The 13,793-nt window shown below is 67.8% G+C and carries 13 protein-coding genes; 6 read left to right on the top strand and 7 right to left on the bottom strand.

Annotated elements, in window-relative coordinates; genetic code table 11:
* Positions 1–18: 18 nt before the first annotated feature.
* From HQ308_RS12285 to HQ308_RS12260, 6 genes are read right to left on the bottom strand one after another with little or no spacing between them, the layout of a single operon-like run.
* A complete protein-coding gene (locus HQ308_RS12285; protein WP_222646546.1) occupies positions 19–1,149 on the bottom strand; it encodes an NAD(P)/FAD-dependent oxidoreductase in 1,131 nt (376 codons plus the stop codon).
* The gene (locus HQ308_RS12280; protein WP_027504376.1) at positions 1,146–1,343 is read right to left on the bottom strand and encodes a ferredoxin; all 198 of its coding nucleotides are present in this window, start codon (positions 1,341–1,343) and stop codon (positions 1,146–1,148) included. Before HQ308_RS12280 ends, HQ308_RS12285 begins: the two co-directional genes overlap by 4 nt.
* The gene (locus tag HQ308_RS12275; protein ID WP_222646545.1) at positions 1,340–2,542 is read right to left on the bottom strand and encodes a cytochrome P450; all 1,203 of its coding nucleotides are present in this window, start codon (positions 2,540–2,542) and stop codon (positions 1,340–1,342) included. The genes HQ308_RS12280 and HQ308_RS12275 overlap by 4 nt, the downstream gene beginning before the upstream one ends.
* Positions 2,532–4,079 carry a bifunctional 3-(3-hydroxy-phenyl)propionate/3-hydroxycinnamic acid hydroxylase gene (locus HQ308_RS12270; protein WP_308115768.1) on the bottom strand — a complete coding sequence of 516 codons (1,548 nt, stop codon included), beginning with the start codon at positions 4,077–4,079 and terminating at the stop codon, positions 2,532–2,534. Before HQ308_RS12270 ends, HQ308_RS12275 begins: the two co-directional genes overlap by 11 nt.
* Entirely contained in the window at positions 4,076–5,011 is a 936-nt protein-coding gene (locus HQ308_RS12265; protein ID WP_222646544.1) for a fumarylacetoacetate hydrolase family protein, read from the bottom strand. Before HQ308_RS12265 ends, HQ308_RS12270 begins: the two co-directional genes overlap by 4 nt.
* On the bottom strand, positions 5,008–6,174 hold the full coding sequence (locus tag HQ308_RS12260; RefSeq protein ID WP_222646543.1) for a VOC family protein: 1,167 nt from the start codon (positions 6,172–6,174) through the stop codon (positions 5,008–5,010). Before HQ308_RS12260 ends, HQ308_RS12265 begins: the two co-directional genes overlap by 4 nt.
* A 233-nt stretch (positions 6,175–6,407) precedes the next feature.
* Here HQ308_RS12260 and HQ308_RS12255 point away from each other — a divergent pair, with 233 nt between their 5' ends.
* The 4 genes from HQ308_RS12255 (at position 6,408) to HQ308_RS12240 (ending at position 10,367) form a co-directional block, all read left to right on the top strand.
* Positions 6,408–7,625, top strand: a complete 1,218-nt coding sequence (locus HQ308_RS12255; RefSeq protein WP_308115767.1) for an MFS transporter — start codon at positions 6,408–6,410, stop codon at positions 7,623–7,625.
* 28 nt (positions 7,626–7,653) lie between these two features.
* Entirely contained in the window at positions 7,654–8,316 is a 663-nt protein-coding gene (locus HQ308_RS12250) for an SDR family NAD(P)-dependent oxidoreductase (protein WP_222646542.1), read from the top strand.
* Positions 8,317–8,397: 81 nt separating this feature from the next.
* Complete coding sequence (locus HQ308_RS12245) at positions 8,398–9,444, top strand: NAD(P)-dependent alcohol dehydrogenase (protein ID WP_222646541.1); 1,047 nt, start codon at positions 8,398–8,400, stop codon at positions 9,442–9,444.
* 62 nt (positions 9,445–9,506) lie between these two features.
* Positions 9,507–10,367: a helix-turn-helix transcriptional regulator gene (locus HQ308_RS12240; protein WP_056446493.1), complete on the top strand. Its 861-nt coding sequence runs from the start codon at positions 9,507–9,509 to the stop codon at positions 10,365–10,367.
* Positions 10,368–10,431: 64 nt separating this feature from the next.
* Here the strand turns inward: HQ308_RS12240 and HQ308_RS12235 are convergent, their stop codons facing one another.
* Positions 10,432–10,791 (bottom strand): VOC family protein, encoded by a 360-nt coding sequence (locus tag HQ308_RS12235; protein WP_222639723.1) that lies wholly within the window; start codon positions 10,789–10,791, stop codon positions 10,432–10,434.
* Positions 10,792–10,965: 174 nt separating this feature from the next.
* On the opposite strand from HQ308_RS12235, the gene HQ308_RS12230 reads away from it, so the two are divergent.
* Both HQ308_RS12230 and HQ308_RS12225 read left to right on the top strand, forming a co-directional pair.
* Positions 10,966–11,838 carry an alpha/beta fold hydrolase gene (locus HQ308_RS12230; protein WP_222646540.1) on the top strand — a complete coding sequence of 291 codons (873 nt, stop codon included), beginning with the start codon at positions 10,966–10,968 and terminating at the stop codon, positions 11,836–11,838.
* 147 nt (positions 11,839–11,985) lie between these two features.
* On the top strand, positions 11,986–13,773 hold the full coding sequence (locus tag HQ308_RS12225) for a BCCT family transporter (RefSeq protein WP_235578789.1): 1,788 nt from the start codon (positions 11,986–11,988) through the stop codon (positions 13,771–13,773).
* Positions 13,774–13,793: the final 20 nt, after the last annotated feature.

The raw sequence follows: 13,793 nt of genomic DNA, 5'->3' as shown, positions 1-13,793 counted from the left end.
GCAGTGCCGCATCGGTGATCACGACACCATGCGTCGCAACAACCCGACAGCCTTCTTCATCCCGTAGGCCACGACGGTCCTGCGACCGTCGTCGTGCGTCCACTCGAGGAGAGCCGAGCCGTCCTTCACCGATCCCTCCAACACGGTGGGTGCACCGACGAGAGGCAGCGGACCGACGACCTTGATGGACAATCCCAGTACCTCGGTCCAGAAGTAGTCGTCCATCGGTGCGCACCGGGCCGGCACATCCAACACCGATGCCGCGGCGACCCTGCCCTGCGCGATCGCAGTGGACCAGAACGGGGTACGGCGAACCCGGCCGTTCTCGTCCGAGCCACGAGTGACGTCTCCCGCAGCGAACACTCCCGGCACCGCGGTCGCACAGCGGTCGTCGATGTCCACGCCGCCGCCGTCACCGATCCCGCTGCCGTCGAGCCAGTGCGTGCCGGGGACCTCACCGACACAGCTGACCACGAGATCGGCCGTCGACTCGATGCCGTCGATCCGGACCCCACCCACCGGATCGCCGATCAACTCGACGGGCCGGTCCACCCGGCGGACGTCGACCGAGCGTGCAGCCGCCCGTGCGGTGATCGCCTCGGACAGGAACGGGCCGAGTATCCGCTGCAACGGCGGATCCACGTCGATGACCGTGACCGGAACATCGCGTGCCGCACAGGCACTCACCACTTCCATCCCCAGGAACCCTGCGCCGACGACGATCGCGGACGTCGCATTCTCCAGCCGCTCCCGCAGCAGACGAGCATCGGCAAGGCTGCGCACCACCAGCTCACCGCTCTGGTCGGGTGCAGCCAGTCTGCGAGCGTCCGCCCCCGTCGCCACGATGAGAGCGTCGTACGGAACGTCGTCACCCTCCGCGAGAGTGATCACTCGTCGCCCGACATCGACTCCGGTCGCCAGCGCGGTGACGGCGGTCAGGTCGAGATCGGACAGGTCCCAGACATCGGACGCACCGATGCCCTCCGCGAGAACGCGTTTGGACAGCGGCGGCCGGGCATAGCAGCCGTCGGGATCGCATCCGATCATGGTGATCGGACCGTCGTGACCCAGCGCTCGGAGTTCACGTGCGGCGGTACATCCGGCGATGGAATCACCGACGATCACCACCCGGCGTGCGGCACCGCTCACGCGCGCTCACGCAGCGCCGCGACCGGACAGACACTCACGGCGGATCGAGCACCGGGCACCAACTCGTCCGGGACGTCCGCGCCGTCGTAGGCATGGTGCAGCTCGCCCTCGTCGTCGAGGCTGAACACCTCCGGCGCCTGCTCTGCGCAGATGCCGTGTCCCTCGCATCGATCCCAGTCGACATCGACGATCATGACGATCTCCTCTCTGCTGCGACCAACCTCAGTGGGAGGCGGTCGAATCGGTGGATGACGTTGTTCACCGCACGCGACGGTGTGCCCGTGAGTTCGATGCGCTCGACGCGCTCGGCCAGCACTCGCAGCATCGTGGACGCCTCGAGACGAGCGAGCCCCTGACCCGCGCATCCGTGCACGCCCGATCCGAAGCCGAGTTGACGGGACGCATCGCGGGTGATGTCGAAGGAGTCCGGGTCGTGCCACTCGCGGGGGTCACGGTTCGCCGACGCGTAGAGCACCAGCACTCGCGCGCCCCGAGGAATGATCGCGTCGCCGATGGTCTCCTGGCGCACCGCCCTGCGGGAGAACGCACGGATCGGCGACTCGTATCGCACGACCTCGTTGACCGCGTTGGGAATCAGGGACGGATCCTCGCGGACCGCCTGCCACTGGTCCGGATGGGTCGCGAACAGGTGCAGTGCACCGGAGATGGCGCCGATGGTCGTGTCCAGCGACGGTCCGAGGTAGTCGATCATCAACGCCGGGCACTGCGATCTCTCGATGCGCCCCTCGTCGGCCGCGGCGAGAACGTCCGCACCCATGCTGCCCGGCAGCACCGAGCGTTCACGGACCACCCGACGGGAGTAGGCCATCATCTCCGACGCTGCTCGGGTCGCCGTCACCGCGTGCCGGTTCAGGGGACCGAGCGCATCGAATGTCGCTCCGGCCCAGCGCAGCAGGTCGTCACGGCCGTCCTCCGGCCACCCGACGAGATCGGGAACGATCGACGTCGGGAGCGCGGTGGCCAGGTCGTCGACTCCGTCGATGCACTGCTGCGTCAGCGCCGCGTCGACGATCTGCTCGGCCTTGTCCTGCACCGCCGACGCCATCTTCCGGACGGCCTTCGGAGTGAGACGATGTGCGAGCACGGATCGCTTCAACGCGTGCTCGTCGCCGTCACTGTTGAGCGTCGTTCCACGACCGAGTCTGTTGGCGACGGGATTCAGCGCGACACCGTCGCCGGAGACGAACGTGCCGTCGTCGAGCAGCGTCGACTTGCATTCCGCGTACCGCGTGATCGCGTGAACCTTCTGGCGAGTCAGCCACACCACCGGACCCAGAGCCCGCATCTCCGCATAGTGCGGGTACGGATCGAGAATGGCCGCGGTGGAGTAGATGTCCTCGGTGTAGCGAGGAAGTGCCGTGTCAGTTCTCATCGGCGCGTCCGATCGTGTTCGGGGGCAACGGGCTCGGCGACGGCGGCACAAGGGTGTGGAGTGCGGACAGTGACCGCGCGGTCGCCATCACCGTCCGGTCGGGGCGGACCAGAGCGGCGGACACCCGTCCGCGGCGTAACCATCTGCCGTGGTCGGAGCCGGGGCTGACCAGAAGGACCTCCGCGCCGCGGCGGGCGATCTCCTGACGTTGCGCTGGTTCGGGTTTCACGGTGGTGACCACTGTGAACCGGTACGGTGCCACGGCATCGAAGCGAACACCGCGCTCGGTCGGCGCGTTGGGGCACAGCGTTCCCTCGAGCCGACGCGGCGACATCGATCCACGTCGCACGAACATCGACGGGTGCAGACGCGGAGTCGCGCTGTCCGTGACGACGGAACTCAGTCCGGGAACACGTGTCACCACCGGGAACACCCGGCGACGCAGACCCGCGACCCTCTCACCGCCGCCGTTCATGGCCCATCCGACGGCAACTGCCTGGCGGATCATGGCGCGCGCGTGCGGTACTCGTTCCTGCTCGTAGCTGTCGAGAGCCGCCTCGGGCAGAGATCCGCCCAATACCCCGGCCACCTTCCAGGTCAGGTTGTAGGCGTCACGCAGACCGGCGCCCATCCCCTGGCCGATGAACGGCGGTGTCAGATGCGCCGCGTCGCCCAGCAGGAACACCCGTCGATCACGCCACCGGTCTGCGAGCTGGGCCCGGAACGTGTACTCGGTGACCCGGACGAGCTCGAGATCGGTGCGCGGTGCTCGGCGCAGCCACGGGTCGAGCAGCGATGCGAGTGCATCCAGATCCGGGAAGTCGTCGACGGTCTCGTGTTCGAGAAGTTCGAATTCCCACCGATAGCGAGTCTGGCCGATGCGCATGAACGTGCCCGCGCGGTGCGGATCGCACAGCTGATGCACCCCGTCCCACAGGCCGGGGTCGACGGGACTCGACGCGTCGACCACCAGCCACCGCTGTTCGGGCGCAAGAGTCCGCATCGTCGTTCCGAGCGCGGCCCGCACCGCGCTGTTCGCACCGTCGCACCCGAGCACCACGTCCGCCGTGACGGCGCTGCGTTCGCCCGTGGCGACGTCCTGGACGATCACCTGCACGTGGTCCCTCATCGTGGCCACGTCGGTGATCTCCACGCCGCCGCGAAACTGCACGTGAGGATTCCGCGTCATCGCCGATCGCAGGATGCGCTCGAGCTCCGGTTGGTCGAACATGTTGGCCGGAGGGAAGCCGTGGGGACGGGAATCGGGATCACGCTCGAACTCGGCGATGGTGTCCATGGCGGGGTCCACCAGGCGCAGGCCGCGTCCGGGGCGGGAGATCTCGGTGAACGCCTCCGCGACGCCGAGGTCACCGAGGATGCGGTGGACCTCGTCGTCGAGGTGGACGGCACGCGGCTGCGGGAAGATGTCCTCCCACCGGTCGAGTACGAGGCACTCGATGCCGTGCCGTCCGAGCAGTGAGGCTGCCACCATTCCGGTGGGTCCCGCGCCGACGACGACGGCCGGGTGGTGCGTCACGCGTACCGCACCGTCGTGCGCTGCATCCCCAGGTCGAGCATCGCGTCGTCGGTGGCGATGGTCACCTCCACGACGTCACCGTCCTGCAGGTAGGCCGGGTTGCTCGCCTGACGCTTGAAGAAGGTCTTCCACTTCACGGCCGGCGGCAGCAGAGCGCCGATGATCTCGATGGGCTTCGGTGGCGCCTTCAGGGCCGTGCCTCCCGGAGTGCCGGTCAGGATCAGGTCGCCCGGGTCGACGCGCTGGAACCCCGTCAGGGTCCGCAGCGCTTCCGTGGGTCGGTAGATCATGTCTCGCACCGTACTGTTCTGCCGGATCTCCCCGTTGACGCGCAGCATCAACCGCAGTTGCTCGAAACGATCGAGGTCGCCGTCCTCGAGAACAAGGAGGACGGGGCCGACGGGGGTGAAGGTCGGGTACGACTTCGCCTCGTAGAACTGGGTCTTGGGCAGCTGGACGTCGCGGGCCGACACGTCGTTGGTGATCACCAGTGCCGCGATGTGGCGGGCGACCGTCGTGTCGTCGATCGTCGATCCGACGGGAAGGGTCGTCCCCACCACGAGCCCGATCTCCACCTCGTAGTCGAGCAGGGTGACATGGGCCGGCCGGACGATGTCGGCGGTCGGTCCGCTGATCGACCCCGACGACTTCCGGAAGAAAGTCAGTGGCACCGTCTCCGGATTCATACCGGAATCCTTCACGTGTGACACGTAGTTGGTCATCTGGGCCACCACCCGACACGGTGCGGTGACGGGCGAGACGAGCTCGAGTGAGGCCACCGGCACGGTCTCGGCGCCGGCCGCGGCGGCATCGACGGCCGAACGGTCGGCGAGCAGCTCCGCGGTGGTGACTGCCGCGGTGTCCACCCGAACAGCACCCTCGCGGGTCTGCACCCACCATCCGTCGGCGGTGCGGAGAACGGCGATGCTCATGTCGAGGCTACTTTCATCAGGCCGAGAAGGCGTTCGGAGTCGAATTCGTTGTCGCTGCGCAGTCCGGTGAGGATCGATCGCAGTTCCGACAGGGACCGCTTGTTCGGTGCGATCCCCAGGAAGTCCTTGCTCGCGGGTGGTCCCCACTGCGCGAGACCGGACGCCGTCATCGGCGCCCAGCCAGGTTCGAGCGTGGCGTCGAAGCGGTCACCGTCGCTGAAGTGCTCGACGAGGAAGCCGTCCGGGTCGCGCCAGTAGTCGAAGATCTGACTGCCCTGGATGTGCCGACCGATCCCCCACGAATGCCGGTAGCCGCGCTCGGTGAGATAGCGACTCCCCGCACCGATGGCGTCGAGATCGCACACCTGGTACGCCGAGTGGACGTAGCGGTCCGACGGCCCCAGCGTCATCGCGAGCGTGTGGTGGTCGGTCGGTTCGGACCCCCGGTCGCAGCGGATGAAACTCATGACCGGTCCGCGGTGACGTTGCCCGTCGTAGTAGAGGAAGTCGCTGACGATCAGCCCCAGGTGTTCGAGATACCAGGTCAGGTTCTCCAGATAGCGCGTGCGCTGCAGCACCACGTGACCGAGCCGCTCCACGAGGGCGGGCTCGTGCGGTGGCCGCTGCGTGGCATTGGTGCGCGTGATCCCCGCGTCGTCGAGCGCCCCGAAGTTGTAGTCGTGGGTGCGCTGACCCGGCAGTTGCCGACCGTCGTCGAGGTCGGCGACCACCCGGACCGGCTGACCGCTCGGGTCGGTCACGGTCACCCCGATCCCCCCGATCGAGTCGGCCAACCGCTCGGCTCGGTGGCCCGTGACCTCGGCGAGACGAAGTACGTCGGCGGACTCCGCAGCGCGGAACGCAGCGCCGACGTAGGACGTCCGACGCCCCTTTCGGATGATCACGCACGGCGCCCGGTCGGCGAGACCCCGCAGGTGCAGCTCGTCGTCGGTCCGCACGGTCACGCGGAATCCGAACGCCTCCGCGAACGTCTGCGCACGGTCCAGATCGGGCTTGCGGAACTCCAGCCATGCGATGTCCTGAACCTTGATCACCGGATTCGCGGCGCGTCCGGGATGCTCGCCGGGCAGCGCGCCCTGATCGACGTGCATCCCCTGATGCCCGTCGACGTCGCGAGTTCGGTGCGCGTGATCGATCGTCATGGCCGCTCCTGAAGTAGATGATCACATCGTCACTCATGATCGGATCGCCCGTCAAGACTTTCTGATGAAATCATCACAAGGTGGTGTTCGAGTGGGAAGCACGGTGCTCGAGCGCTGACTCGTGTGCAGTGATCCGCGGTATCCGCGGATCACTGCACTCAGGTGACTCGGGAGCGAGAGGTTCCCTGTCAGGGTCTCGTTGCGCCGCAAGGACGTCGATAGCGTCGACGACCGTGCCTTCCACCACCGAACGTCGACCGCTGCCCTTCCTCGTCTCCGTCCTGGCGATGGGCACGTTCCTCATGGGCACGTCCGAGTTCGTCGTGGCCGGGTTGCTGCCCGACATCGCCGGCGACCTGGCCATCGGGATCTCCGAGGCGGGTCTCCTGGTCACGGCATTCGCGATCGGCATGATCGCCACGCCGGCGGTGGCGGTGGCGGTGCTGCGAGTTCCCGAGCGCACGACGCTGCTGCTCTCGCTCGCCGTGTTCGCCGCCGGACATGTCGTCGTGGCACTCACCGACGAGCTCTCCGTCGTCCTCGTCGCCCGCTTCGTGACCGCGCTGGTCACGGGGGCGTTCTGGTCGATCGCAGCGTCCGTCGGTGCTCGAGTGTCCGGCCCGGACGACGCCGCGCGTGCCATCGGCATGGTCCTCAGCGGGGGCATCCTGGCGACCGTCATCGGCGTGCCCCTCGGGTCCGTCGCCGGTCAGCTCGTCGGGTGGCGTGGCCCGTTCTGGATCCTCGCCGGGCTGGCGCTGCTCGCGACTGGTCCGGTCGCTCGCATCGTTCCCGGCGGTCGCTCCGCCTCGACCACCGTCCCGCTGCGAGAGCAGACGGCGGCGCTGATGTCGCGGCGCCTGTGGGTGGTCATGGCTGCCTGCGTCCTCGTCACCTCGGCCGTGATGTCCACCTACTCGTTCATCGCCCCGCTGCTGACGGAGCGTGCGGGCCTGTCCGCCGAACTCCTCCCGGTGGGTCTCGCGATCTTCGGCGTCGGTGCCGTCACCGGCACACTCGGCAGTGGCCGGCTCGCAGGCCGCGCGCCGTACGGGACTGCTCTGAGCGGGGGCATGGCCGTCGTGGCGGCACTCGCCCTGCTCGGCGCGGTGTCGGGCCACGCCGCACCGTCGATCGCACTTCTCGCGATCGCCGGTCTCGCCGGTCTCGGTATGAACCCGGTCCTCATGTCGATGGCCCTCAGGTTCGCCGAGGGTGCACCCACCCTGGCCACGTCGCTGTGCACGTCCATGTTCAACCTCGGCACCGCGATGGGGAGTGCGGTCACCGCGCGGGCCATCGGTGTGTTCGGCCCGGCCTCGATCCCGGTCGTCGGCGCAGCGTTCGCCGCCGCGCTGCTCGTTCCGCTGGCTACCCTCGTGATCATGGCCAGGCCCGGACACGGCCACCGCGCCGGCACCACCCCGCAGCACGACGCACTGGTGTCCTGACTTCCACTCGATCAGAGGAGTAACGACCATGACCACGATCGCCATCATCGGTGCGGGTGAGGGACTCGGAGCCGCCGTCGCTCGCCGCTTCGGCCGCGAGGGGTTCTCGGTCGCCCTGATCTCACGAGAGCAGGGCAATGTCGACCGCATCGCCGACTCGCTGGGCGATGCCGGGATCACCGCCGCGGGCTTCGCGGCCGACGTCCGGAACCCCGAGTCCCTGACCACCGCGCTGGACTCGGCGGCCGAGCGACTCGGACAGGTCGAGGTGCTGCAGTACAGCCCTGTCCCGGCAAGGGAATTCATGAAGCCGGTCCTCGAGACACTTGTGGCCGATATCGTCGGTCCGGTCGAGTTCTCCATCTACGGACCCGTCACCGCGGTGAACTGGGCACTGCCGGGAATGCGGTCGCTGGGACGCGGCACCGTGCTGTTCGTGAACGGAGGCAGTGCAGTTCGTCCCGGCGCGACCGTTGCCGGAACGTCTATCGCGTTCGCCGGCGAGAGTGCCTACGCCCAACTGCTGCACGACGCACTCGCACCGGAGGGGCTGCACGTCGGCCAGCTGATCATTCCGCGGGGCATCGGCGCGGGTGAGCCGTCGCACGAACCGGACGCGCTCGCGGAACTATTGTGGACCATGCACACCGAGCGCGGCGAATTCCGCACGTTCGCAGCACCTCTGGACTGACCGTCTCGACGAGAGGTGCCCTGCGGGTACACCCTTCGTCAGGGACTCCCTCGACCGCCGATGCGGGTGTCGACTGGAGACATGACCACTCCCGTGAAGGCGTACGCCGCCACCGCAGCAGACGAGCCACTGTCTCCCTACACCATCGACCGCCGCGATGTCGGACCTCACGACGTCCGGATCGACATCGCGTTCGCCGGAATCTGCCACTCCGACATCCACACCGCCCGCGGCGAATGGGGCCCGGTTCCGTACCCCCTCGTCGTCGGCCACGAGATCGCGGGAATCGTGGCCGAGATCGGCTCCGAGGTCACGAAGCACGCGGTCGGCGACCGCGTCGGCGTCGGCTGCATGGTCGGCTCGTGCGGCGAGTGCGCCCAGTGCGTCAAGGGATTGGAACAGTACTGCCTCGTCGGCAACATTCAGACCTACGGCAGCACCGACCGCGACGGCACGGTCACTCAGGGTGGCTACTCGCAGCAGGTCGTCGTCACCGAGCACTTCGTCGTCACGATCCCCGAGGGCATCGAGCTCGACGCTGCGGCGCCGCTGCTGTGCGCCGGCATCACCACGTACTCACCGCTCCGCCACTGGGGCGCAGGACCCGGCAAGAAGGTCGCCGTTGTGGGGATGGGTGGACTCGGGCACATGGCCGTGAAGCTCGCGCACGCCATGGGAGCCGAGGTCACGGTCCTGTCGCAGTCGCTGGCGAAGCAGGAAGACGGACTACGTCTCGGCGCGGACCACTACTTCGCCACCGGCGATCCGGACACGTTCACGGATCTCGCCTCCACGTTCGACCTGATCATCAACACCGTCAGCGCGTCGATCGATCTGAACGCACATCTGTCGCTGTTGGCCGTCGACGGTGCCATGGTCAACGTCGGCGCGCCGGCGGAACCACTCCCCCTGCAGGTCTTCTCGCTCATCCCGCACCGCCGTACCTTCGCAGGATCCGCCATCGGCTCGATCGCGGAGACTCAGGAGATGCTCGACTTCTGCGCCGAGCATCGTCTCGGAGCCGAGATCGAGGTCATCTCCGCAGACAAGATCAATGACGCGTGGGAACGCGTGCTCGCCTCCGATGTCCGCTACCGGTTCGTCATCGACACGGCGACGCTGGCCTGACCGCGCGAGGGGTGTCATGACAGGGCCTCCCTCATCGCCTCCGGTCGTCCTACGCTGAATTCATGGACACCAAGGCCGAGGTTCGCGAGTTCCTCATGACCCGCCGCGCGAGGTTGACACCGGAGGCAGCGGGCATCACGACCAGTGGTACCCGTCGGGTGGCCGGCCTGCGTCGCAGCGAAGTGGCGTCGCTGGCCGGCCTGTCGGTCGAGTACTACGCCCGCATCGAGCGCGGCGCCATCGGCGGCGCATCGTCGTCGGTGCTCGACGCGCTCTCGCGCGCCCTGCAGCTCACCGACACCGAACATGCGCATCTGCTCGATCTGGCTCGCGCGGCCGACGGTGTCCCCACGTCGGGACGCCCCCGTCGCAGGGCGGAGCGCATCACCCCACCTCGCATCAGCCTGCAGTGGGCACTCGACTCCATCACCGACGGCGTCGCTTTCGTGCGCAATCGACGGCAGGATCTGCTGGCCACCAACGAACTGGGAAAAGCGTTCTACGCGCCCGTCATCGGTGACGGCGGCCGGGTGCCCAACCTGGCTCGGTTCCAGTTCCTCGATCCGCTGTCGCGGGAGTTCTATCCCGACTGGGACCTGTTCGCGCAGATGTGCGTCTCCATCATGCGTGCGGAGGCCGGCCGGGACCCACACGACAAGGGCCTGCAGGACCTCGTCGGCGAACTGTCCACACGCGACGAGACCTTTCGCAGGCTGTGGGGAGCACACGACGTCCGCACTCACGGCGCCGGGACCAAACGCTTCCACCATCCCGTCGTCGGCGAGGTCCACCTGGCCTACGAGGAACTGGTGATCACCGCGGACCCCGGTTCCGTCCTCATGGTCTACACAGCGGAGCCCGGATCCCCGAGCGCGGATCGACTGCGACTGCTGGGGTCCTGGTCGACTGAAGCAGCCCGCTGATCGTGTACTCCCGACCCCGGAATCCGGGGTCTCGATTCCACTGTCGTGATCGCGTCGCGACGGTTCAGGACGACGCCCACACACCCAGCACGGTGCCGCTCGGATCGGCGAAGTGGAACCGTCGTCCACCCGGGAAGTCGTAGGGGCCGGACACCACCGATCCGCCAGCGGCCTCGACCGCCTCGGCCGATGCGTCCAGGTCGTCGGAGTAGAGCAGCACGAGTGGTCCTCCCGCCGGCGCGGGGGTCTCGACCACGGCCAGCCCACCGACCTCGGCGCCGTCGGCTCCCACGATGCCGGCGTACGTCGGGCCGTAGTCGACGAACGTCCATCCGAAGGCCCCCGCGTAGAAGGCCCGAGCGACCGTCAGGTCGGTGACCGACAGCTCGATGTAGTCGATGCGGTGGTGCCTGGTCGTCGCCATTGCCCGATCATGCCGGTCGAGCACGCCCGGCGCGTGTCCTTCCGCGGGACCTCTGTCGCCGAGTGGCAACCCGCCGACCGCACGAGTAGTGTCCTCCCACGGTGTGCCGGGAAGTCTGGTCGGCGGTCGCTTCCGCGACCCCGAACGACGTCCAGCAGGAAGAGGCACCTCGACATGATGCTCGCCGTCGACACGGGCACGTACCGGACCACAGCAGGCCGAGACGCCGTGCAGGAATGGTGCCGACGCAGACTCGCCGACTGGTCCACGCCGCACACCGTTCGCCGGATCGACACCTCGCTCGGCTCGACCGTCGTCACGTCCGTCGTTCGACCCGACGCGCAGCGCACCGTCGTGGTGGTGCCCGGCGAGCTGTCTTGCGCGGCACTTCTGACGCCGCTGATCGATGCGATGCCCGACGCCACGGTGCACGTCGCCGACATGCCCGGCCAGCCCGGGCTCAGTTCGGGGGTGCGCCCGCGCCGGGGCCGGGCCTCGGCCGACTACGGTCGCTGGCTAGAGGACACCCTGACGCAGATCGGCGGCCCGCGGCCGGTTCTGCTGGGCATCGGGAGCGGCGCCGCGGCGGCCCTCTCCGCCACCTGCCGATCGTCGGTCGGCGCGATGGTGCTGGTCCGTCCCGAAGGCATCGTCCCGGTCTCTCGCCCCGATGGGCGGTTCCTGCGACGCCGCACGTCAGCGCACAGCACCTCCAGGGCGGTGGCCGCACTCTGCGGACAGCATTTCCGTCCGGACGACGACCTGGTGGAATGGCGACTTCTGGTGTCGACGCATTGCGCCGGAACGCGCGCGGATCGCCACATCTCGGAGCGGCGGCTCGCGGAGTGGAGCCGCGCGGTGCCGCTCGAAGTGGTGGCGGGATCGTGTGATCCGGTGCTCGACCACCGTCGACTGGACGACCAGGTGTGGGAGATCACCGGTCGGGACACGACGGTGCTCGACGACTGCGGTCACCTCCCGGAACACGAATGCCCGCGGGCGCTCACCGCCGCGGTCGAGCGGGTCGATCGACGGGTCCGGACGTAGCGGATTCGCGTCCACCCCGGCCTCACCGCCATGATCGACTGACCGATCGTCTATTTCTCAGGATGTGAACAAGTGAATTCAGTACGGTCCGCCTGGCGCGGAATACGCAAACCGGTATTCATTCCCGCGTCCGCGATCATCGTCGCCATGATCGTTTTCTCCGTCATTTTCGCGGGTACCGCTGCCGACGCCTTCGAGGCCCTCAACGGGGCCATCACCGATGGTGTCGGATGGTGGTACATCCTCACGGCGACGGGATTCGTCGTGTTCGCTCTGTACTGCGGCGCCAGTCGTATCGGCAACATTCGCCTCGGCCGCGACGACGAGAGCCCCGAGTTCGGCGTCCTCTCCTGGTTCGCTATGCTCTTCAGCGCCGGTATGGGCATCGGCCTGGTGTTTTACGGCGTCGCAGAACCGTTGTCGCACTACATCACTCCCCCGGTTGCCGGGGGTGTCGACGGATCGACCGACGCGGCCGCCAACCAGGCCATGGAGCTCACCCTGTACCACTGGGGTCTGCACGCATGGGCGATCTACGTCGTCGTCGGTCTCGGACTCGCGTACATGACCTACCGCAAGGGCCGCCCCCTGTCGGTTCGCTGGCTCCTCGAGCCACTGCTCGGACGGCAACGGATCGAGGGCGGTATCGGTCACGCCATCGACGCGATCGCCATCATCGGAACGCTGTTCGGCGTCGCGACCTCACTCGGTTTCGGTGTTCAGCAGATTTCCGCCGGTCTGTCCTACCTCGGCTGGGTGGAGACGAACAATTGGCTGACCATCGCCCTCATTGCCTTCGTCACGTTGCTCGCTACGTATTCCGTCGTCTCGGGTGTGTCGAAGGGCCTGAAATGGCTCTCCAACATAAACATGGCACTCGCCGCCGGCTTGGCTGTGTTCGTCCTGATCGCCGGACCGACGCTGTTCCTCATGCAGTCGTGGGTGCAGAACCTCGGTGGGTACGTCCAGGCACTGCCGGAATTGATGCTCCGTACATCGCCTTTCGCCGAGGACGGGTGGGCCGGCGCCTGGACCATCTTCTACTGGGGATGGTGGATGAGCTGGGCACCGTTCGTCGGCATGTTCATCGCACGGATCTCGCGCGGCCGCACGATCCGCGAATTCGTCTTCGGCGTGCTGCTCGCACCGACTCTCGTCGGCTCGCTGTGGTTCACCATCTTCGGTGACTCCGGAATCCTCCGTCAGCGCAACGAGGGCACCATGCTCGCCGACGACGGAACGGTCGGCACGGACACGAGCCTGTTCCAGCTTCTCGACGGTCTTCCGCTCGCGACCGTCACGAGCGTTCTCGCCATCGCGGTGATCGTGTTCTTCTTCGTCACCTCCTCGGACTCCGGCTCGCTGGTCATCGACATCCTCTCCACCGGTGGTGATCTCGACACACCCAAGATCACCCGCGTCTACTGGACCGTGCTCGAGGGCGTCGCTGCCGCTGTTCTGCTGCTGATCGGTGGATCCGGATCACTCACGGCCTTGCAGACGGCGTCGATCGCGACCGCGGTGCCGTTCTCGATCATCATGGTGCTGGCGTGCGTGTCACTCCTGAAGGCCTTCCGCTACGAGGTGGCCACCACGCCGTCCTACGTCCGGATCACCCCTGCCGGAGATGCACCGCCCGTGGACCGCGCGACACCGGCGCGACGGCCGGAGCGCGGCGGTATCTCCACCACGTTCGCCGGTCTGTCCCCGTCGAAGGACGGCCTGTCCACTCCGTCCGGGCTGCTCGCGGTCCAGTCGGTACCGCAGAGCCGACTTCAGATCGACCCGGACACCGGCGCCGTTCAGTACTCGGAGCACGACGAGCCGGTCGATCCGCTCGGCGGCGAGGTCTTCGACACCCCCGAGTTCGCGGACTCCGCCGAAGGCGAAGCCCACCAACGCCGTACCGACGCCACCGCGTACGACAACTCCTGATCGTCAGAGCACCGAAGGGC

Origin of the sequence: Rhodococcus sp. BP-241 (assembly GCF_019836145.1) — a bacterium.
GTDB lineage: Bacteria > Actinomycetota > Actinomycetes > Mycobacteriales > Mycobacteriaceae > Rhodococcoides.
This window is presented reverse-complemented; position numbering and strand designations above follow the sequence as displayed.

Bases quoted from the DNA above. Each gene is read 5' to 3' on its own strand.
- HQ308_RS12280 (WP_027504376.1), bottom strand. From the start codon at position 1,343: ATGATCGTCGATGTCGACTGGGATCGATGCGAGGGACACGGCATCTGC.
- HQ308_RS12275 (WP_222646545.1), bottom strand. From the start codon at position 2,542: ATGAGAACTGACACGGCACTTCCTCGCTACACCGAGGACATCTACTCC.
- HQ308_RS12265 (WP_222646544.1), bottom strand. From the start codon at position 5,011: ATGAGCATCGCCGTTCTCCGCACCGCCGACGGATGGTGGGTGCAGACC.
- HQ308_RS12260 (WP_222646543.1), bottom strand. From the start codon at position 6,174: ATGACGATCGATCACGCGCACCGAACTCGCGACGTCGACGGGCATCAG.
- HQ308_RS12250 (WP_222646542.1), top strand. From the start codon at position 7,654: ATGACCACGATCGCCATCATCGGTGCGGGTGAGGGACTCGGAGCCGCC.
- HQ308_RS12245 (WP_222646541.1), top strand. From the start codon at position 8,398: ATGACCACTCCCGTGAAGGCGTACGCCGCCACCGCAGCAGACGAGCCA.
- HQ308_RS12240 (WP_056446493.1), top strand. From the start codon at position 9,507: ATGGACACCAAGGCCGAGGTTCGCGAGTTCCTCATGACCCGCCGCGCG.
- HQ308_RS12235 (WP_222639723.1), bottom strand. From the start codon at position 10,791: ATGGCGACGACCAGGCACCACCGCATCGACTACATCGAGCTGTCGGTC.
- HQ308_RS12230 (WP_222646540.1), top strand. From the start codon at position 10,966: ATGATGCTCGCCGTCGACACGGGCACGTACCGGACCACAGCAGGCCGA.
- HQ308_RS12225 (WP_235578789.1), top strand. From the start codon at position 11,986: ATGATCGTTTTCTCCGTCATTTTCGCGGGTACCGCTGCCGACGCCTTC.